The following is a 17,106-nucleotide window of genomic DNA, read 5'->3' as shown; positions in this document are numbered from 1 at the left end:
GGCTGCTCCCTCACGAGAGCGTCTGCAATCCTCAGGCGCTTTCCGCCAATCGCGCAGCGAAGCGCGCCATCACGGTGGAGACCGCCTCCTTGGTGAGCCGCACGCGCGGCAGTTCGGCCGATTGTTCATGGACCAGCAACCAGAGATCCGGGGCCAATGGCGGCGCCTCCGGCAGCAGCCGCGTGAAGCCTGCCGCCTCGGCCGCAAAGGCAGGAAGCACGGCAAAGCCGAGCCCGTTTTTCACCGCCGCCATCTGCGCGCCGAGCGAGGAGAAGCGCATCGCCGGCTGCAGGCCGGGGCATAGGGTTTCCAGCCAGGCGACCATAATCAGGTAGCTCAGCTCCTCGCTCCAGCCGACCAGCCGGTGGCGGTAGAGGTCGGCAGGTGCGCTCGGCATGCCGTGACGCGCGATGTAGCCAGGCATCGCATAAAGGCCGAAGGCGAGTTGGCCGGGCCTGCGCTGGCGATAGTTGCCCTGCTGCGGCCGCACCAGGCGCAGAACGATGTCGGCCTCTTCGCCGGCAAGCCGCACCGGGCGCACGCTCGAATGCATCTCCAGGCGGATTTCCGGATGCTCCAGCAGGAAACCGGCGAGGCCCGGCAACAGGACCTCCTGCCCCAACAGTTCAGGCACGTCGATGCGCACCGGGCCGGCAAGGTCGTTGTCCTTCTCCCGCGCCGTCCGCTCGAAGACCCGCATCTGCGCCTCGGCCCGCTCGGCCGGCGCCAAAAGCGCCTCGCCCGCCGGCGTCAGGTCGTAACCGTCGCGGTGCGGCCGGAAAAGCCTGACCTGCAACGCCGCCTCCAGCACCTCGATCCGGCGTGACACGGTCGATGCGCTGACACCAAGCCTGACGGAGGCCGCAGTCAGCGAGCGCGCATTGGCAACGGCAAGAAAGAATTTGAGATCGTTCCAGTCCATATCGCTTTCCATTTTTGGAAATCAGAATTGCGGAATGGTTTCTCGACCGAAGCCAGGAAATCAAGCAGTTTCTTCTGAAATCCGGAGAGAAACCAGCATGACGTTCAACATCGATACCTTTCGATTTTCCGAATTTGGCGAGCCGTCGGTGCTCGCCTTCAAGGCCGAGACGCTGGGCGAGCCCGGGCGCGGCGAAATCCAGATCCGCCATCTCGCCATCGGCGTGAACTACATCGACATTTATCACCGCCGGGGTTCGGCACCCCTGCCCCTGCCGAGCGGGATCGGCGTCGAAGGCGTCGGCGTGATCACCGCGCTTGGCGAAGGCGTCGAAGGCTTTTCGATTGGCGCACGCGTCGCCTATGTGGGCGGCCCGCCCGGCGCCTATCCCACCCACCGCAACCTGCCCGCCGCCCGGGCGCTGGCGCTGCCGGAGGAACTGGACAGCCGAGAGGTCGCAGCCCTCGTCTTCAAGGGACTGACCGTCGAATACCTGATCCGTCGCTGCATCGAGGTGAAGCCCGGCGACACGGTGCTCTTCCATGCGGCGGCCGGCGGTGTCGGCTCGATTGCCTGCCATTGGCTGAGCCACATCGGCGCGACTGTCATCGGCACCGTCAGCTCCACAGAGAAAGCCGAAATCGCCCGGGCCAATGGCTGCCATCATGTCATCCTCTACAGCCAGGAGGATTTCCGGGTCCGCGTCGGCGAAATCACCGGCGGCAAGGGTGTCGGCGTCGTCTATGATTCCGTTGGCGCCGACACCTTCGCCAGGTCGCTCGACTGCCTGCGCCCGCGCGGCACGCTGGTTTCCTTCGGCGCCTCCTCCGGTCCGGTTCCCCCGCTCGACGTCGCCTCGCTCTCGGCCAAGGGCTCGCTCTATGTCACTCGTCCCTCGATCGCCCACTACACTGCCGAGCGAGGCGAGTACGAAGCGGCGGCGCGAGAGTTGTTCGGCGCCATGCAGGCAGGTGTCGTTCGTGCCCCAGCCATCACCACCTATCCGCTTCACGACGCCCGCAGGGCTCACGAAGACCTGGAGGCCCGGCGGACGACCGGATCCGTGGTCCTGCTGCCCTGAACGGCGGTCGCCTCCAACTGGTCAGCGCCCTTATTCGCCCCTCTCGTCGGCCGCGCGATGAACGTCGCGTGGCCGGGTCGTCCTGTGGCCGACCTGCAAGAACCGAACCGAAACTTCCGCCAGTTCTCCGGGAATAAATCCTGTGCTTGCCGTGTCTTACGGTTGGATCTGCACCATGCGGCTCCCGCGGAAACGGGACGAGGAGGCTTTTCGCCCGTTTCCGGACAGGAAAACCATCTTGAGGAAGGACAACTGCCATGAGAACGTTTCCACTGACGATCGCCATGCTGCTTGCGGCCAGCGTAACGGCTTTCGCCGCGCCGCCGGTCAAGGAAGTCGAGACCGCCAAGGGCAAGGTGCTGGCCGGAGAAAACGGCATGACGCTCTACACCTACAAGGACGATCATGGCGGCGTGTCCATGTGCTACGATGATTGCGCCAAGAACTGGCCGCCCTTCTTCGCGGAAGCCAGCGCCAAGGCAGATGGTGCCTATACGGTCGTCGAGCGCAAGGACGGCAAGAAGCAATGGGCCAAGGACGGTATGCCGCTCTACTTCTTCATCAAGGACAAGAAGATGGGTGACATGACCGGCGACGGCATGAAGAAGGGCGAATGGAATGTCGCCAAGCCGTAACGGCGGCAACGAGGATGCGGGGGCACCCCCCGCCTCCGACCGGTTCGAAGAGGATGTGCTGGCCCTGGTGCCGGCACTGCGGCGCTATGCCCGCAGCCTGGTGCGCTCGGACCCGGATGGCGAGGACCTGTTGCAGGATTGCGTGGAGAAGGTGCTTTCACGCCGCGCGCAGTGGCGCGGCGTGAACCTGCGCGCCTGGGCCTTCACCATCATGACCAATCTCGGCCGCAACCGGCACCGCTATGTGGCGATGCACCCGCAGGTGGCGCTGGACGAGGACCTGGGCCTTGAGGCCGAGACCCACGAGAGCGACCCGCTGGAGCGCTCGCGGCTCGAACGGGCGCTGAACGGGCTCTCCACGGAGAACCGCTCGGTGCTGATGCTCGTGGTGATCGAAGGATACCGCTACCAGGACGTGGCCGAGATGATGGCCATACCGATCGGCACCGTGATGTCGCGCCTGTCGCGCGCGCGGCGCCAGCTTGCAGAAGCCATGAAGGACGACAATGTGATCAGCATGCGGAGACCGAAATGACGGAAGGCCACAACACCGTCTCCGAAGACGACCTGCACGCCTATGTCGACGGCGCCCTTGGCCCGCGCGAGCGGTTGCGGATCGAGCAATGGCTCGAGCAAAACCCCACGCAGGCCGAAGAGGTCCGGCAATGGCGGGCGCAGGCGGTCGAGTTGCGCGCGCTCTTTGCCGGCTATGCCCGCAGCGACGCCGATGACCGGGCTCTGCTTCTGAGCAACGGCAGCGAACGCCCGCAACCGGATCCCGGCAAGGACACCCGATCGTTTGCCAGCATCGCCCGCGCCGTCGCCGCCGGCCTGGTGCTCTTTGCGGCCGGCGGCCTCACCGGCCTTTACGCGCCCTCCTTGCTCGCACCCGAGCAAAGCCCCCGGCCGACGCAGACGGCCGACAGCCTGCCGCGCCAAGCGCAATCGGCCTTCCTGGTCTATGCCAGCGAAGTGCGCCATGCCGTCGAGGTCGGCGCCGACGACCAGACCCATCTCGCGACCTGGCTTGGCAAGCGCCTCGATCATCCGCTCTCGATCCCTGATCTCTCCTCGCTCGGCTTCTCGCTGGTCGGCGGCCGGCTGCTGCCGGTCAACGGCAAGGCAGGCGCGATGTTCATGTATGAGGATGGCACCGGCCGACGGCTGACGGTGCTGCTCGGCCGCAACGACGACAACCGCGAAACCAGCTTCCGCATCGACGAGAACGACGGCGTCGAGACCTTCTACTGGATCGACGGCCCGCTCGGCTACGCCGTCACCGGCGAGGTGCCGCGCGATCTGCTGCAGCAGGTGGCGGATGAATGCTACCGGCAGTTCGAAAAGAGCGAGGCGACGAAGAGCTGAGGGGGAACCCGGCCAACGCCGATCAGGCTTTGTCGGCAAGGTATTTCAAAGAGTTACAGTCGAGCCCGCACATTCGTCTCACCCTGCGTGACCCGAGACGCCCTGCGCTCAAAATCGCCGGGACGCTCACAATTTTCGGGATGCATCAGGTGCCGGCGCCCTTCGCCACGAGATAGGCCGAGAACATGTCGGCCATCGCATCCGCATAGGCCTCGATCTCCGCATCGCTGCGCGCCGTTCCCGAAAAATCCTTCCCCACCGTCGTCATCGTCGTCATGATCAGGTCACCGGCAAGTTCCCTGAGGTCGGTGGGTGCGTTCGGAAGAAGCTCGATCATGAACTGGTCGATGAGCGGATCGTTGGCCTCCTTGGCTTCCCGGGCTTCGGGCGCATCGCGATAAAGGGGTGCCGCGTCGCCCAGGGCAACCCGAACGGCCGCTTCCTCGCATTCCGAGCGCAGGAAGGCGTGAACCAGCGACCGCAGCCGATCGAGCGGCGACCGCGACCCGTCACTGAGGATCGTCGCCAGCAGCCCCGACGTCTGCCGCCATTCGTCGCTTTGCAGGCGGAACAGGATCGCGCCCTTGTTGGGAAAATACTGGTACAGCGACCCGACGCTGACGCCCGCCCGTTCCGCGACGCGGGCAGTGGTAAATCGCTGCGCTCCCTCCTCCTCCAAAACCTGAACAGCAGCCTGGAGAATGGCCTTCACCAGCTCGTTCGAACGCGCCTGCTTGGGCGCTTTTCGTGAAGAAATACGGGCACTTGATCTGTTGGCCATTGGCACCGTCCGCAATGCGATTAGCGAATGCGACGAATTATTCGTATTTTCCTCGGGAACGCAAGCCCATCGAAAACGAAGGAACATCCGATGACCACGCTCACCAGCCAGCCTCTCAAGGGCCTTCTCGACCGCCTGTTCGACGAGGCCGATGCCGCGACCAGCCCCGCAGTCGCGCAACTGCCCGCAAGCGAACGCGAACGATTGCTGCACAGCAAGACCGAATATCTGCAGCTCTACGGGCTCTTGAAGGATCTGTGGCTTCCGGTTTCGCGTGAGACCGGCAACCTCCTCTACATGCTCGCCTGCGCAAGCCGCGCCCGCCGGATCGTCGAGTTCGGAACGTCCTTCGGCATTTCGACGCTCTTTCTCGCAGCGGCGCTGCGCGACAACGGCGGCGGCGAGCTGATCACCAGCGAATTCGAACCGGCGAAGGTGGCGCGGGCCGGACAGAACCTCACCGCAGCCGGTCTCGAGGATCTCGTCGAGATCCGGCAGGGTGACGCTCTGACGACTTTCACCGACCTTCCCGACGCGATCGATCTGGTGCTGCTCGACGGGGCAAAACCGATCTATCTCGACGTCTTCAAGCTGATCGAGCCTCGCCTGCGTCCAGGCGCCCTGATCATCGCCGACGACGCCGACAGTTGCCCGGAATATCTCGACTACATCCGTTCGGCCGCCGGCACCTACCTGTCGACACCGTTTGCCGAGGACATCGAAGTGACGATGCGCCTCGCCTGATCGGCGCCATCGTTTCGGTTGAGCGGCTGCGCTTAGGCCCACGCAGGGCCACCACATCAAGGAGAACTGCAATGCATGTATTCGTAACGGGCGCGACCGGCTGGGTCGGGTCGGCCGTGGTCAAGGACCTGATCGCAGCGGGGCACAGCGTGTCCGGCCTGGCACGCTCCAGGGAAAAGGCCGCAACCCTCGCCGCAACCGGGGCTTCGGTCGTCGAAGGCGGGCTTGAGTCCGCGGCGATCCTTCGGCGGGCCGCAGGGCAAGCCGATGCCGTCATTCACACGGCCTTCAGGCATGACTTCGTCCATGGCCCGCTCGACCAGGACTTTTCCAGTTTCCTGGAAGGTGCGGCCGAGGATCAGCGCGTCATCGCGCTTCTGGGTGAGGGTCTCGCCGGATCGGATCGGCCGCTACTCGTAACCTCGGGTCTCGCCGGGCTGCCGCTCGGTGCCACGGAAACTGATCGGCCCAATGCCGCCGTGCCGCGCAAATCCGAAGCCGCTGCCCGTGCCCTTTCCGAGCGCGGCATTCGGGCGGCAACGGTCCGGCTCGCGCCTTCGGTTCACGGCCTCGGTGATTATGGCTTCGTCCCGATCCTCGTGCGTCTTGCGCGCCAGACGGGCGTTTCGGCGTATCTGGATGATGGCGCCAATTGCTGGTCGGGCGTCTACCGGGATGATGCAGCACGGGTCTATCGGCTTGTGCTTGAAAGCGGCACGAGCGAGAGCGTCTACCACGCTGTGGCGGACGAAAAGATCCCGTTCCGACAGATCGCCGAGATCATCGGCCGAAATCTCGGCCTGCCGGTCGAAGCCCGCCCGCCCGCGCATTTCGGCTGGTTTGCCGGCATGGCCAGCGGCAACATGGCCGCGTCCAGCGCCCGGACGCGAGCCTTGCTCGGGTGGAAACCTGTTGGGCCTGACCTGCTCACCGATCTGGATCAGGCAACCTACTACGCGTGATGGTCGCTTCACGTAGCGTTAAGCGATGGCCCCTCATCCGGTCTGCCGACCATCTTCTCCCCGCCCCGCGGGGAGAAGGACACGTGTGGCACCCACTCGGACCAGCGTTCGCTTCCATCGCCTCGTTACTCACGGTCAAGAACGGGTGGTGACGCTCGCCGCAGTCCACGTCCCTTCTCCCCGCAAGCGGGGAGAAGGTTAGGATGAGGGGCAGATCTGCAAGCGGTCGTTGAAGGGCCTACCTGAGCGGATCGTTCTCTCTGACGATCGGTTGCCCGTGCGGCGTTGCTTCCGCCGCGCGCTGCCAGCTCAGCGTCAGGTCTTCCAGTTCTCGACCGGAGGCGAGCGAAAGCTCCGTGACGAGGCGCGAGAGTGCGGCCACCCAGCAGTCGTAATAGTCGCTGGCATCGGCCTTGCGGCCGGGTTTGTAAAGTTCGGCCGAAAGCGCTTCTGCCCATTCGGGCCAGGAGAACACACCCTTTTCGTGCAGGCGCACTGTCATGGCGAAGGCGTTCGCCTGCCAGGGCTCGGCAAAGACCGGATCGCCCTCCAGCGACTTCGGCAGTTCGGCCGAGGCAATCAGCGGCGATGTCACCTTACACGTGCTCAAGATAGCTCTCCCAGGCATCGATCGACACCGTCAGCGTCGGGTCGGCGCCCTCGCCCCAGATCTCCGGCCCATCGAAAACGACCGTGTAGACCCATTGTGGATTTTCGCCGCGGCCATGGGCGTTGTCGTCAGGAAAGACGAAAGAGCCCTGCACCGCCTCGACCCGGCCGAGCTTGGCACGGGCATAGCGCGGCAGGCGCGTATGGGTCTCCGGATTGAAGTTTTTCGTGCGCACCCGGTCGCCGGCGGCAAAGCGTGGGCGCCCCTCGACCGGACGATCGCAGGGGCCGCCTTTGGCGAGCACGCCCGCCACCATGTCGGCCTTCAGCACCCGTTTCGGCGCCGCACCCTGTTCCAGCCTGTGGCCGCCGTCGAGTTCGGCCTGGGTTACGAAGCCGTGGCGCTTCAACAGGGTTTCGAGCGCCCGCGTCCAGATCTCGTAATAGCTCGCCGAGAGATAGGTCGCCGGGGCCAAGTTTTCGCGCGCATGCCGGCTTTCGTCGATCGTCCAGGCGCCAAAGGCGCCGCAGGAAAGCGTGACTCCGAGCGCCCGCTTTTCCCACTCCGCATGGAAGTAGGGCTCGTCCTTTTCAGGCGCCACCGGGCCGAGGCCGTGGGCGCCGCCGAGATCGTGTGGACCGTTCATCGAAGCACCTCCGCAGAAAGTGCCAGGCCCGTGCCGATCATCGCGTCGCGGGTGACGAGGGCAGCAAGCTCGTCCTCGCTGAACCCTTCCGTCCCTGCCGGGCGCTCGGGGATCACGAGATAACGCAGTTCCGCCGTCGAATCCCAAACGCGAATGCGCGTCGTCTCGGGAAGCGTCAGGCCGAATTCCTGGAGCACACCGCGCGGATCGATGACGGCGCGCGAGCGATAGGGCGGCGCCTTGTACCAGACCGGCGGCAGACCGAGCACCGACCAGGGGTAACAGGAACAGAGCGTGCAGACGACGAGGTTATGGGTTTCGGGCGTGTTGAACACGGCGCGCATATGCTCGCCCTGCCGGCCGGTATAACTGAGGCTGGCGATCGCTTCCGTCGCATCGCGCTTCAGCCACTCGGCAAATTCTGGATCCACCCAGGCCTTGGCGACCACACGCGCGCCGTTGCGCGGACCGATCTTCGTCTCATAGGTCTCGGCGATCGCATCGATCGCCGCCGGGTCGATCAACCCCTTCTCTGTCAGCACCGTCTCCAGCGCCTTCACCCGCGCTTCCATGTCGGTGAAATGGTTGTCGTGGTGATGGTCGTGATCGTGATGATCGTGGCCATGATGGTGTTCGGACATTGCCTGGCTCCTCGCAACGCCGTGCCATCACAGGCACAAAGATGGCGCTGCCTCCTCATAAAGTCGTAGCGCATAAACCCCGGATTCGAAATCGATTTCAACGTCCGCGGGTACCCGCAATTGTCACCATAACAAGTCTGGCCCGATGCGGTTCGTACCAGGCCACCGAGCAAGCCGACTTCCGCTGCCGGCGATCATTTGCCACGCAGCTCCGAATGTATCATGTCCGCCATCTAGGCATGCTCGCACTGTCGGTCGCCTATCTCGCCTCCGCTACCCTCGTCGAACCCCAACTTTGGGCGGATCCGCTCGGGCCGCTCGTCAAGGTGCTGCCGTCGCTGCTTCTCACGCTGGCGACGCTGGCCATACTGGATGAACGCTGATGCCGCTCGAAGATCTGCTGCGCCTTGCCCATGTGATCGGTGCCGCGGTGCTCTTCGTCACCGGCGCTGGTATCGCCTTCTTCATGCTGATGGCCAGGCGCACGCGCGATGCCCGGCTGATCGCGCACGTCGCCGGAACGGTGGTCGTCGCCGACACGGTCTTCACCGCGACAGCGGTGCTGCTCCAGCCGATCACCGGTTACCTGCTGGCGACGAGTATCGGCTGGTCGCTGACGGAAGGATGGATCGCGCTGTCGCTGATCCCCTATGTCGTCACCGGCCTCTTCTGGCTGCCGGTCGTTTGGATCCAGTTGCGGCTGCGCGATCTCGCCCGGCTTGCAACGGCCAACGGTGCGCCGCTACCACCGGAGTTCGACCGGCTCTATGCCATCTGGTTTGCCTGCGGCTTCCCGGCCTTCTTTGCCGTCACCGGCATCTTCTGGCTGATGCTGATGAAACCACAATTCGCACTATTTTAGCATCGGCCAGAGACTGATGACGAGAAGCACCGCCATGGTGATGTTGAACCATTTCAGCCGCGACGGTTCCGAGAGCCATTGGCGCAGCGCCGAACCGAAGCCCGCCCATGTGGAAACGCTCGGCACGTTGACGAGCGCAAAGACGACGCCGACGACGAGCACGCTGAAGAGGTAGCTTTCGCTGCTGGTATAGGTCGCCATCGCTGACACCGCCATGACCCACGCCTTGGGATTGACCCATTGGAAGGCGGCAGCCCCGATGAAGGTCATCGGCTGTGTGCTGGCCTTGCCTTCGGACAGCGAACGCGAGGTGCCGATCTTCCAGGCGATCCAGATGAGATAGGCACCGCCTGCGAACTTCAGCGCCGTGTAGACGACCGGCACGGAATGGAGCAGCGCACCGAGGCCGAAACCGACGGCGATGAGCAGCAGGAAGAAGCCGGCGCCGATGCCCAGCATATGCGGGATGGTGCGCACGAAACCGAAATTCACGCCCGACGCGAACAGCATCATGTTGTTCGGCCCCGGCGTGATCGAAGTGGTGAATGCGAACAAAAACAGCGCCAGCAGTGTATCGGCCTGCATGGTTTCCTCCCGGTCAATTGGGTCAGCATAATTGACCTATTAGCCGGCATCAGCCGCGAACTTGTCATGGTGACAAGTTTCCCCTCGGCGATAAATTGCCAAAAAACCGTTATAATACAGTAATTTGGCTACAACGTTCGTGCGACTTTGGACCTAGGGCAGCGCTAGGGTATCCGCCTGGGCCCTGCGCCCCTCAGACCCCGTTATGTCGTGCCGGGCCCCGGTGGGATGGGCCTCGCGGAATCTTACTTGAGGCCATCAGGGTCCCTACACGCCTCTCGGGCTCCGGCTCAACGGTAGATGGTCGGAGCAAGGAAGCGACCAGTCGGTTGATTGAGCGGCCTGCCGAGAGGCCTCGGTGATGGGGTGGCAATGCGATGACAACGCGCCCAAGCCCGTCGTTGTCCAGCCTCAGCCGTGTGTGTACTCTCGCTGTCATACACGTGGGTAGGAGGCCACAATGAGGAGGACGATTATTGCCGCTCTCGCCACTTTCGTGTTCACGGCCCCAGCCATGGCGCGATCAGAGGAGAGGCAGTCTATGACAACGCCATCCTTCACCGAATGTCAGAAGGTGCAGCAGGAGGTCATGCGCCTCGTCACAGGTGGAAGGGACTGGAAACTGGTGCCGTGGGACGGTGGCGCCGTCGCTCTATTTCTCCAAATCGACGGCACAATCGCCATCACATGCAGCAGCGACGGCACAGCCGAAATCTACGCGACGGGCGTCGCTACCAATGCGTTTCCGGGATTTGTTCGCGCCTTTGAACTCCTAAAGTAACAGTGTCCTTGGTCTTGGTGCGCACCGTTTTCAGCATCCGTACACCGGTCGCCGCCAGGCCTGTGCAAGAACGCGGCCTCAGCCCCACTTCATCTCGCCCTTGGCGACCTTGGCGCCGAGCTCGAGCGTCGAGACGCCGGGCAGATCCGGATAGCGCTTTGTCATCGCTGCGATCAGCTCGCCGCTGTCCTTGGCGGCGGCCGCCGCTTCGTTGAAGGCTGCGAGATAATCGCGGGTGAAGCGGATGGCCTCGACGCCCTCCGGCCCGCCCGCACTCTTGTGCGCCGGCACGACGATCGCGGGCTTGCGCGTCGCCATGGCATCGAGCGCCTCGATCCATTTCTGCCGCCCTTCCGCCGTCGCCTCGTCGGCCACCCAGACATGCGAGCCGGAATAGACGAGCACGCCACCGAAAATCGCCTGCAGTTCCGGCACAAAGAGATAGCGCCGGTCCTTCATCCCCTCGATCGTGACGATCTCGATCGTGCTGCCTTCGAGCGTCAACGGGGTGCGGTCGTCGGGCGTTGGCATCACCACATCGGCGAGCGTCTGCGGGCCATTGTCCTTCAACTGCGGCCCCCAGGTTTCAAGCTTTCCTTCAACATTGACCCTGATCGCCTCGACGGTCGCTGAAGCGGCGATGACCTTCGCATCCGGAAAGGCTTCGACGATCGGCTTGAGGCTGAAATAGAAATCCGGATCGTTGCAGCTGACATAGATGGTCGTCAGCCGCTTGCCCGTTGCCTTGATTGCCTCGGCCACCGCCCGGCCGTCGGAAAACGTGAAGCCGCCATCGATCAGGATCGCCTCGCTCTTTCCGGTCAGCAGCACCGGTGTACGGTTGAAGCCGGCATCATCCGCCTGGAAATAGCGCCATTCGAGCGCTGCGGCCGCATTGGCAAAGCGGCCACCGACCGGCTGAATGAGGATGGCGGCGCCGGCCGCCGCTGCCGTCTTGAGTGCGGTCCGCCGGGTCAACTGGATCTGCATGGGGTCTCCTTGGGCTTTTGTCGTGCCCGGCAGGATGACGGCACGGGCGCTCTTGAAAAAGCCCGGCAGTCCGAACAGACTGTCTGACAACTTCAGACAATCGCGAAGAATTTCGAATGACTGTAAACTTAAATCGCCTCTCGCATTTTGTTGCCGTAGTCGAGTGCGGCTCTTTCACCGCGGCTGCCGAACGGCTCGGGCTTGCCAAAGCCGCCGTCAGCCATCAGGTCGCCCAACTCGAAAAGGAGCTGGGCACCACCCTGCTCGTGCGCACCACCCGGCGGCTAAGCCCGACCGCCACCGGCCAGCGCTTCTACGAGCGCTGCGCGCTGATCCTGCGCGATGCCAATGAGGCCGTCGGCGCGGTCTCGGCTGAAACCGAGATCCCGAGCGGCACGCTGACGCTGACGGCACCGCTCGACTATGGCGCCAAGGTCGTAACCAACGCCGTGGCCGCCTATCTCGCGACCTATCCCGCCATGCGGGTGGAGCTGAGCTTCAACGACACGGTTCTCGACATGATCGAGAACCGCCTCGATCTCGCCATTCGCGCCGGCTGGCTGGTGGATTCCAGCGAACGGGCAAAACGCATCGGCACGTTTCAGCAGCACCTCGTCGCAGCGCCCGCCTATGCCGCAAAGCTCGGGGACATCACGCACCCCAATCAATTGATGGAGGCAGACTGGATCGCCAACGGCGCGCTGAAGGCGCCGCTGGAATGGACCTTCACGCATGCTTCCGGCAACGGGGCGGCAATCCACGGCAAGGCGCTGGTGACCGCCGACAGCACCGATTCCGCCCACTGCTGCGCTGTCGCCGGCATCGGCCTTGCCGTGCTGCCGGACTATCAGGTGCGAACCGACATCGCCGAAGGCCGGCTGGTGCGGTTGCTTTCCGACTGGTCGCTGCCCTCGGGCGGTATCCATGTCGTCTATCCACCCTCCCATTTCCGCCCGGCGCGCGTGCGCGCCTTCGTCGAGATCCTGCAGCGCATGGAAAAAGAGCGCGGGCGGCTTGCCGGATGAAGGCTCGAAAGACCGGCGGGATGCGCTAGATTGCCCGCTACCCGCCGATTTCCTGAAAGCGTTTCCGCTTTTACGGATAGCAACAGGGCGCACGTCAAAGTGCTACAGCGTGAGAGGCGCATCTTGAAAGCTGCGGCCGCTGTGGGCAATTTCGGCCGCGAGGAGAACAGCATGCATGATCCGATCCCGACGACGACACTTCCCGACGGCCGCTCGATCCCGGTTCTCGGCCAAGGCACCTGGCGCATGGGCGACAGCGCAGCACGCAAGACCGATGAGGTGAAGAGCCTGCAACTCGGCCTCGATCTCGGCCTGACGCTGATCGACACGGCCGAAATGTATGGCAACGGCGCCTCGGAGCGCGTGGTCGGCGAAGCGGTGCGCGGGCGCCGCGACAAGGCCTTCATCGTCAGCAAGGTGCTGCCGTCCAACGCCAGCCGCATTGGCACCGAGGCCGCCTGCGCGCGCAGCCTGAAGCATCTCGGCGTCGACCATATCGATCTCTACCTCCTGCACTGGCGCGGCGGCTATCCGCTGGCGGAAACGGTTGCCGCCTTCGAGGCGCTGAAGAAATCAGGCAAGATCGGCGCCTGGGGCGTCTCGAACTTCGATGTCGACGACATGGAGGAGCTGCTGGACGTGCCGGATGGCAAAAACGTCGCCGTCAACCAGGTGCTCTACAACCTGTCACGCCGCGGCATCGAATACGACCTTTTGCCCTGGTGCCAGAGCCAAGGCATCGCCATCATGGCCTATTCTCCGCTCGACGAGGGTCGGCTCTTGCGCCACCCCGATCTCATTCACATCGCCAAGGCGCATCAGGCGACGCCATCTCAGATCGCCCTTGCCTTCCTCAAGACCCGCCCCGGCGTCATCTCGATCCCCAAGACCGGCTCGGCCGACCGCCTCCGCGAAAACCGCGACGCAATGGACATCCACCTGACCGCCGAAGACCTCGCCGCCCTCGACCACGCCTTCCCGCCGCCGAAGCGCAAGCGGTCACTGGAGATGATTTGAGAGAAGCCTCGCGATAACGTTGACCGCGCCCTCAGCCGCTCGGCCCGACTGCGCGCCGGACGCGCAGTCGGTGCAACATCGATGACGGTTCAATCAAACGCCCTCGCTGCTGTTCCGCGACATCCGCTATCCGTTAGACAAGCAACATTCCGCCGTCGACGTGGAGTTCGATGCCGTTGACGAAGCGACCGGCATCCGAAGCGAGGAAGAGTGCCGCACTGGCAAGCTCCCCGGACGTGCCCAGCCGGCCAGCCGGGATCGTCTCGGCCATGTGCTCGATAAAGGGTCCGCGTTCAGCCTCGGAGATTCCGAGCTTTCCAAGGATTTCCGTGTCCGTCGGCCCCGGGCTGAGAACATTCACGCGAATGCGGCGCGACTTGAACTCGATCGCCCAGTTGCGCGCGAACGCGGCTGCGGCAGCTTTGGAACCGGCATAGACGCTATGGTTCGGGAGAACCTTGGTCGCCGCCAGCGAACTGGTGATGATGATGCTCCCGCCCTCGTTCATGATGGGAGCGATGGCTTGAACGCCGAAGAAGACGCCCTTGGTGTTGATGGAAAAATGCCGGTCATAGGCTTCTTCGGAGATTGCGTCGGTCGGTTTCAGGTCGATCACGCCCGCGTTGGCAAGGTAGATATCGACCGCGCCAAATCGTTCCGCAACTGTGCCCGCGACCGCCCGATGATGGGCGAGATCAGCCACGTCACCCTGGATGCCGATCGCGCCGAAGCCGATTTCCTGAACGGCTTGATCTAGAAGGTCCTGGCGTCGAGCCGTGATGATGACCTGGGCGCCTTCTTCGGCAAAGAGCTTGGCGGTCGCCTTTCCGATGCCGCTGTTGCCGCCAGTAATGACGGCGACCTTTCCTTGAAGTGTTTTCATTTTCGTCTCCATGTTAGGTGTCATGGAGATAGAGATGCCTTCGACGGCGCATTAGCGGGTTCATGAGCACATGACATGTGCCTGCGAGGTGTAGATGCCCAATCTGCTGAACGAGACGCCTGGCTTGATCGCGTTCGTCAGGACCGTGGAGAGCGGTTCGTTCAGCGCTGCGGCCAAGATCCTGAGGACATCGCCGTCTGCCGTCTCGAGGAGCGTCGGAAGGTTGGAGACCTTGGTCAGGGCCCGCCTGTTTCTGAGGTCAACGCGAGCATTGGTTCTAACCTTCGAAGGGCAATCCTTGTTCGACAAGGTTGCTCCTCTCCTGCGCCAGCTTGATACTTCGGACGAGGTCGCCAGCCGTGAGGACACGCTCGCCGGCAGAATTCGGTTCAGCATGCCAAGCGATCTTGCCCGCTACTTCTTGACCCCGATATTTCGAGATTTCGCATCGGCCTTCCCCGCCATCAAGCTGGAGGTGGGGCTCGCAGACCGGCAAGTTGATTTGATCCGGGAGGATTACGACGTGGCCTTCCGCGTGGGCGGCAGTGGCCAAGGCGAACTGCGCGTACGAAAGCTAGCGAATGTCAACATGGTAATCGTCGCGTCTCCGGCTTACCTCGAGAAACACGGCAAGCCGCGTTCAGTAGACGAGGCCTCGGCTCTTCCCTTCGCCCGGTACATCGTGCGTGGTCATCCGAGCCCGATGGTCTTTGCGGGCGGCAAGCAGTTTTCACCGCAGGGCCGCGTGGATTGCGATACCGGGCAGGCACTGCGGGCAGCGGCACTCCACGGTCTGGGGGCGGCACTGCTCATGAAGTGTGTGGTTCAGGACGAGTTGAACGACGGCCGGCTGATCGATATCTCCACTGAACTGGACCTGCCGCCGCAGCCTCTCAACGTGGTGCACGCCTTCGGCTCGATGATACCGCTTCGCGTTCGGCGATTTTGCGATTTCATCGCCGACCAAACCAAGAGCATACCAGGTCTGTGACGGCCTAAGGCCAGCGGACTTGCGGTGAAATGGAAATACGCATTCACTCGCTCCGATAGGCCGTTGGCAACCTGCCCGTCCCTGAGAGAAAGGGAGTGAGGGACCATCCTCACGAAACGTCGGCCTTCTGCACGCTGCGGTTTATCGCAAAGAACCGCCACCGCAAGCGTCGATCACGCAGTGACGCCCGCAATCTCCACCACCACCTTGCCCTTGGCGCGACCGGATTCCAGATAGGCGAAGGCTTCGGCGACATCGTTCAGTGCAAACACGCGGTCGATCACCGGCCTGACCGTCCCAGCGTCGATGAGGCCTGCGAGTTCGGCAAGCTCGGCACCATCAGGATGCATGAAGAGGTAGCGGTAGGAGACGCCGTGTTTCCGGGCGACGGCGCGTATCTTATAGGACGCAAGCCAGAACAGCGCCCTGAGGAACAGCCCGCGGCCGAGATCCTTTCGCGCGGTTTCGGGCTCGGGCATGCCGGCGATGGAAACCACCTTGCCGCCGCGCTTGACGACGCCGAAGGATTTTAGGAGCGTCTCGCCGCCCAGCAGATCGAAGGCGCCGTCCATGTCGCGCAAGCGCTCCTCGAAGCGCTCCTTCGTGTAGTCGATCACCACGTCGGCGCCGAGCGCCTCGACCAGCGCGCGGCCGCGGGGCGATGCGGTCGTCGTGACCTCCGCGCCCAGCCATTTCGCCAGCTGAATGGCGAAAGTACCGACACCGCCGGCGCCACCGGGGATGAAGATCCGGCTGCCCCGCCCCACATGAAGCTCGTCGCGCAGCGCCTGCAAGGCGGTAAGGCCGGCAAGCGGCACGCCGGCTGCCGTGTTGAAGTCGATCGATGCAGGCATCTTCGCCAGGAATTGTTCGGGCACGACGGCATACTCAGCAAGGCCCCCCATCGTGTCTTTGGGCATGCGCGCAAAGACCCGGTCGCCCGGCGCAAACGACGCGACGCCTTCTCCCAGTTCCTCGACGACGCCTGAGAGTTCGTTGCCCATGACGACAGGCAAGGGATAGCGCTGGACGACTTTCAGCATGCCGTCGCGCGTCTTGTAGTCGACCGGATTGAGGCCGGCGGCATGCACTCGGACAAGCACCTCGCCGCGCGCTGCGCGTGGGCGCCGCACGTCGCGCAACTCCGCGGCATCGGAACCACGATATCTCGTAAGGACCAAGGCCTTCATCTTGGTAGAATTCATCGGGCACCTGCGATCATGAGAAATCTTCTGAGGGAATACTCGGCGAGAAATGCCGTGCGAAGTCAACCACGCGCGTGACGTCTGGCGGCTTCGGTCGCAAGCGCCTGCACCGATCATCCGGCCGGCCGGGAGGTTTCGGCTGCAACTGCGGCGGCCCCTCATCCTGCCTGCCGGCCACCTTCTCCCCGCAAGCGGGGAGAAGGAAACGTGCAGCGGGCGCCCGGTTCCCTTGAACCGCGAGCGCTTAGCATCTTCAGCAGAAGCGTGCCTTTGATGGACGGTCATCATGAAGGAGGAAAGAAGCGGCTCGCTCGGTGCGAGCGCCCCCTCTCCCCGCCTGCGGGGAGAGGGGCAGCCTCCGCACAAAGTGCGAGGGGCAA

Annotated in this window: 20 protein-coding genes and 1 pseudogene; 12 read left to right on the top strand and 9 right to left on the bottom strand. The window is 63.8% G+C overall.

What is annotated here, in order from left to right:
* Positions 1 to 31: 31 nt before the first annotated feature.
* The gene (locus OVA00_RS26290; protein ID WP_268089885.1) at positions 32 to 922 is read right to left on the bottom strand and encodes a LysR family transcriptional regulator; all 891 of its coding nucleotides are present in this window, start codon (positions 920 to 922) and stop codon (positions 32 to 34) included.
* 97 nt (positions 923 to 1,019) lie between these two features.
* Here OVA00_RS26290 and OVA00_RS26285 point away from each other — a divergent pair, with 97 nt between their 5' ends.
* From OVA00_RS26285 to OVA00_RS26270, 4 genes are all read left to right on the top strand, one after another.
* Complete coding sequence (locus OVA00_RS26285) at positions 1,020 to 2,003, top strand: quinone oxidoreductase family protein (RefSeq protein WP_268089884.1); 984 nt, start codon at positions 1,020 to 1,022, stop codon at positions 2,001 to 2,003.
* Positions 2,004 to 2,260: 257 nt separating this feature from the next.
* Complete coding sequence (locus OVA00_RS26280) at positions 2,261 to 2,638, top strand: COG4315 family predicted lipoprotein (protein WP_034792736.1); 378 nt, start codon at positions 2,261 to 2,263, stop codon at positions 2,636 to 2,638.
* Positions 2,622 to 3,173 carry an RNA polymerase sigma factor gene (locus tag OVA00_RS26275; protein WP_034792734.1) on the top strand — a complete coding sequence of 184 codons (552 nt, stop codon included), beginning with the start codon at positions 2,622 to 2,624 and terminating at the stop codon, positions 3,171 to 3,173. The genes OVA00_RS26280 and OVA00_RS26275 overlap by 17 nt, the downstream gene beginning before the upstream one ends.
* A complete protein-coding gene (locus tag OVA00_RS26270; RefSeq protein WP_090294262.1) occupies positions 3,170 to 4,003 on the top strand; it encodes an anti-sigma factor family protein in 834 nt (277 codons plus the stop codon). The genes OVA00_RS26275 and OVA00_RS26270 overlap by 4 nt, the downstream gene beginning before the upstream one ends.
* A 145-nt stretch (positions 4,004 to 4,148) precedes the next feature.
* On the opposite strand, the gene OVA00_RS26265 is transcribed toward OVA00_RS26270, so the two are convergent.
* On the bottom strand, positions 4,149 to 4,784 hold the full coding sequence (locus OVA00_RS26265) for a TetR family transcriptional regulator (protein WP_112771060.1): 636 nt from the start codon (positions 4,782 to 4,784) through the stop codon (positions 4,149 to 4,151).
* Between the two features lie 90 nt (positions 4,785 to 4,874).
* Here OVA00_RS26265 and OVA00_RS26260 point away from each other — a divergent pair, with 90 nt between their 5' ends.
* A complete protein-coding gene (locus OVA00_RS26260) occupies positions 4,875 to 5,528 on the top strand; it encodes an O-methyltransferase (RefSeq protein WP_089043481.1) in 654 nt (217 codons plus the stop codon).
* Between the two features lie 71 nt (positions 5,529 to 5,599).
* Entirely contained in the window at positions 5,600 to 6,490 is an 891-nt protein-coding gene (locus OVA00_RS26255) for an SDR family oxidoreductase (protein WP_268089880.1), read from the top strand.
* Between the two features lie 238 nt (positions 6,491 to 6,728).
* Here the strand turns inward: OVA00_RS26255 and OVA00_RS26250 are convergent, their stop codons facing one another.
* Genes OVA00_RS26250 through nthA form a run of 3 tightly spaced genes read right to left on the bottom strand, consistent with a single transcriptional unit; the run spans position 6,729 to position 8,387 of the window.
* Positions 6,729 to 7,118, bottom strand: a complete 390-nt coding sequence (locus OVA00_RS26250; protein WP_268089879.1) for a nitrile hydratase accessory protein — start codon at positions 7,116 to 7,118, stop codon at positions 6,729 to 6,731.
* Positions 7,087 to 7,746 (bottom strand): nitrile hydratase subunit beta, encoded by a 660-nt coding sequence (gene nthB / locus OVA00_RS26245; RefSeq protein ID WP_034792719.1) that lies wholly within the window; start codon positions 7,744 to 7,746, stop codon positions 7,087 to 7,089. Before nthB ends, OVA00_RS26250 begins: the two co-directional genes overlap by 32 nt.
* Positions 7,743 to 8,387, bottom strand: coding sequence for a nitrile hydratase subunit alpha (gene nthA, locus OVA00_RS26240; RefSeq protein ID WP_268089878.1), 645 nt, complete (start codon positions 8,385 to 8,387; stop codon positions 7,743 to 7,745). Before nthA ends, nthB begins: the two co-directional genes overlap by 4 nt.
* Positions 8,388 to 8,623: 236 nt before the next feature.
* On the opposite strand from nthA, the pseudogene OVA00_RS26235 reads away from it, so the two are divergent.
* Together OVA00_RS26235 and OVA00_RS26230 are read left to right on the top strand one after the other, a co-directional pair.
* Positions 8,624 to 8,770 (top strand): annotated as a pseudogene (locus OVA00_RS26235) (DoxX-like family protein); the annotation flags it as partial.
* On the top strand, positions 8,770 to 9,249 hold the full coding sequence (locus OVA00_RS26230; protein WP_268089877.1) for a DUF2269 family protein: 480 nt from the start codon (positions 8,770 to 8,772) through the stop codon (positions 9,247 to 9,249). The pseudogene OVA00_RS26235 and the gene OVA00_RS26230, both read left to right, overlap by 1 nt.
* Here the strand turns inward: OVA00_RS26230 and OVA00_RS26225 are convergent.
* Entirely contained in the window at positions 9,241 to 9,834 is a 594-nt protein-coding gene (locus tag OVA00_RS26225; protein WP_268089875.1) for a LysE family translocator, read from the bottom strand. The genes OVA00_RS26230 and OVA00_RS26225 overlap by 9 nt on opposite strands.
* A 541-nt stretch (positions 9,835 to 10,375) precedes the next feature.
* Here OVA00_RS26225 and OVA00_RS26220 point away from each other — a divergent pair.
* Complete coding sequence (locus tag OVA00_RS26220) at positions 10,376 to 10,615, top strand: hypothetical protein (protein ID WP_127889203.1); 240 nt, start codon at positions 10,376 to 10,378, stop codon at positions 10,613 to 10,615.
* Positions 10,616 to 10,693: 78 nt separating this feature from the next.
* On the opposite strand, the gene OVA00_RS26215 is transcribed toward OVA00_RS26220, so the two are convergent.
* Complete coding sequence (locus OVA00_RS26215; protein WP_268090372.1) at positions 10,694 to 11,605, bottom strand: MBL fold metallo-hydrolase; 912 nt, start codon at positions 11,603 to 11,605, stop codon at positions 10,694 to 10,696.
* A gap of 116 nt (positions 11,606 to 11,721) precedes the next feature.
* On the opposite strand from OVA00_RS26215, the gene OVA00_RS26210 reads away from it, so the two are divergent.
* Together OVA00_RS26210 and OVA00_RS26205 are read left to right on the top strand one after the other, a co-directional pair.
* A complete protein-coding gene (locus OVA00_RS26210; RefSeq protein ID WP_112974911.1) occupies positions 11,722 to 12,630 on the top strand; it encodes a LysR family transcriptional regulator in 909 nt (302 codons plus the stop codon).
* Between the two features lie 171 nt (positions 12,631 to 12,801).
* Positions 12,802 to 13,647 (top strand): aldo/keto reductase, encoded by an 846-nt coding sequence (locus tag OVA00_RS26205; RefSeq protein WP_192438429.1) that lies wholly within the window; start codon positions 12,802 to 12,804, stop codon positions 13,645 to 13,647.
* Positions 13,648 to 13,780: 133 nt separating this feature from the next.
* On the opposite strand, the gene OVA00_RS26200 is transcribed toward OVA00_RS26205, so the two are convergent.
* Complete coding sequence (locus OVA00_RS26200) at positions 13,781 to 14,530, bottom strand: glucose 1-dehydrogenase (RefSeq protein WP_090294274.1); 750 nt, start codon at positions 14,528 to 14,530, stop codon at positions 13,781 to 13,783.
* 94 nt (positions 14,531 to 14,624) lie between these two features.
* Here OVA00_RS26200 and OVA00_RS26195 point away from each other — a divergent pair, with 94 nt between their 5' ends.
* Positions 14,625 to 15,521: a LysR family transcriptional regulator gene (locus OVA00_RS26195; RefSeq protein WP_218685270.1), complete on the top strand. Its 897-nt coding sequence runs from the start codon at positions 14,625 to 14,627 to the stop codon at positions 15,519 to 15,521.
* A 173-nt stretch (positions 15,522 to 15,694) separates the two neighbouring features.
* Here OVA00_RS26195 and OVA00_RS26190 read toward each other — a convergent pair whose 3' ends face one another.
* On the bottom strand, positions 15,695 to 16,711 hold the full coding sequence (locus OVA00_RS26190; RefSeq protein ID WP_034793616.1) for an NADP-dependent oxidoreductase: 1,017 nt from the start codon (positions 16,709 to 16,711) through the stop codon (positions 15,695 to 15,697).
* Positions 16,712 to 17,106 lie beyond the last annotated feature (395 nt).

Source organism: Ensifer sp. SL37, assembly GCF_026672675.1.
In the GTDB taxonomy this organism is placed as follows: domain Bacteria; phylum Pseudomonadota; class Alphaproteobacteria; order Rhizobiales; family Rhizobiaceae; genus Ensifer; species Ensifer adhaerens.
This window is presented reverse-complemented; position numbering and strand designations above follow the sequence as displayed.

What these genes read in the sequence shown, in the direction of transcription:
- OVA00_RS26290 (WP_268089885.1), bottom strand. Translation starts at nt 922, where the DNA reads ATGGACTGGAACGATCTCAAATTCTTTCTTGCCGTTGCCAATGCGCGC.
- OVA00_RS26285 (WP_268089884.1), top strand. Translation starts at nt 1,020, where the DNA reads ATGACGTTCAACATCGATACCTTTCGATTTTCCGAATTTGGCGAGCCG.
- OVA00_RS26280 (WP_034792736.1), top strand. Translation starts at nt 2,261, where the DNA reads ATGAGAACGTTTCCACTGACGATCGCCATGCTGCTTGCGGCCAGCGTA.
- OVA00_RS26275 (WP_034792734.1), top strand. Translation starts at nt 2,622, where the DNA reads ATGTCGCCAAGCCGTAACGGCGGCAACGAGGATGCGGGGGCACCCCCC.
- OVA00_RS26270 (WP_090294262.1), top strand. Translation starts at nt 3,170, where the DNA reads ATGACGGAAGGCCACAACACCGTCTCCGAAGACGACCTGCACGCCTAT.
- OVA00_RS26265 (WP_112771060.1), bottom strand. Translation starts at nt 4,784, where the DNA reads ATGGCCAACAGATCAAGTGCCCGTATTTCTTCACGAAAAGCGCCCAAG.
- OVA00_RS26260 (WP_089043481.1), top strand. Translation starts at nt 4,875, where the DNA reads ATGACCACGCTCACCAGCCAGCCTCTCAAGGGCCTTCTCGACCGCCTG.
- OVA00_RS26255 (WP_268089880.1), top strand. Translation starts at nt 5,600, where the DNA reads ATGCATGTATTCGTAACGGGCGCGACCGGCTGGGTCGGGTCGGCCGTG.
- OVA00_RS26250 (WP_268089879.1), bottom strand. Translation starts at nt 7,118, where the DNA reads ATGCCTGGGAGAGCTATCTTGAGCACGTGTAAGGTGACATCGCCGCTG.
- nthB (WP_034792719.1), bottom strand. Translation starts at nt 7,746, where the DNA reads ATGAACGGTCCACACGATCTCGGCGGCGCCCACGGCCTCGGCCCGGTG.
- nthA (WP_268089878.1), bottom strand. Translation starts at nt 8,387, where the DNA reads ATGTCCGAACACCATCATGGCCACGATCATCACGATCACGACCATCAC.
- OVA00_RS26230 (WP_268089877.1), top strand. Translation starts at nt 8,770, where the DNA reads ATGCCGCTCGAAGATCTGCTGCGCCTTGCCCATGTGATCGGTGCCGCG.
- OVA00_RS26225 (WP_268089875.1), bottom strand. Translation starts at nt 9,834, where the DNA reads ATGCAGGCCGATACACTGCTGGCGCTGTTTTTGTTCGCATTCACCACT.
- OVA00_RS26220 (WP_127889203.1), top strand. Translation starts at nt 10,376, where the DNA reads ATGACAACGCCATCCTTCACCGAATGTCAGAAGGTGCAGCAGGAGGTC.
- OVA00_RS26215 (WP_268090372.1), bottom strand. Translation starts at nt 11,605, where the DNA reads ATGCAGATCCAGTTGACCCGGCGGACCGCACTCAAGACGGCAGCGGCG.
- OVA00_RS26210 (WP_112974911.1), top strand. Translation starts at nt 11,722, where the DNA reads ATGACTGTAAACTTAAATCGCCTCTCGCATTTTGTTGCCGTAGTCGAG.
- OVA00_RS26205 (WP_192438429.1), top strand. Translation starts at nt 12,802, where the DNA reads ATGCATGATCCGATCCCGACGACGACACTTCCCGACGGCCGCTCGATC.
- OVA00_RS26200 (WP_090294274.1), bottom strand. Translation starts at nt 14,530, where the DNA reads ATGAAAACACTTCAAGGAAAGGTCGCCGTCATTACTGGCGGCAACAGC.
- OVA00_RS26195 (WP_218685270.1), top strand. Translation starts at nt 14,625, where the DNA reads ATGCCCAATCTGCTGAACGAGACGCCTGGCTTGATCGCGTTCGTCAGG.
- OVA00_RS26190 (WP_034793616.1), bottom strand. Translation starts at nt 16,711, where the DNA reads ATGAAGGCCTTGGTCCTTACGAGATATCGTGGTTCCGATGCCGCGGAG.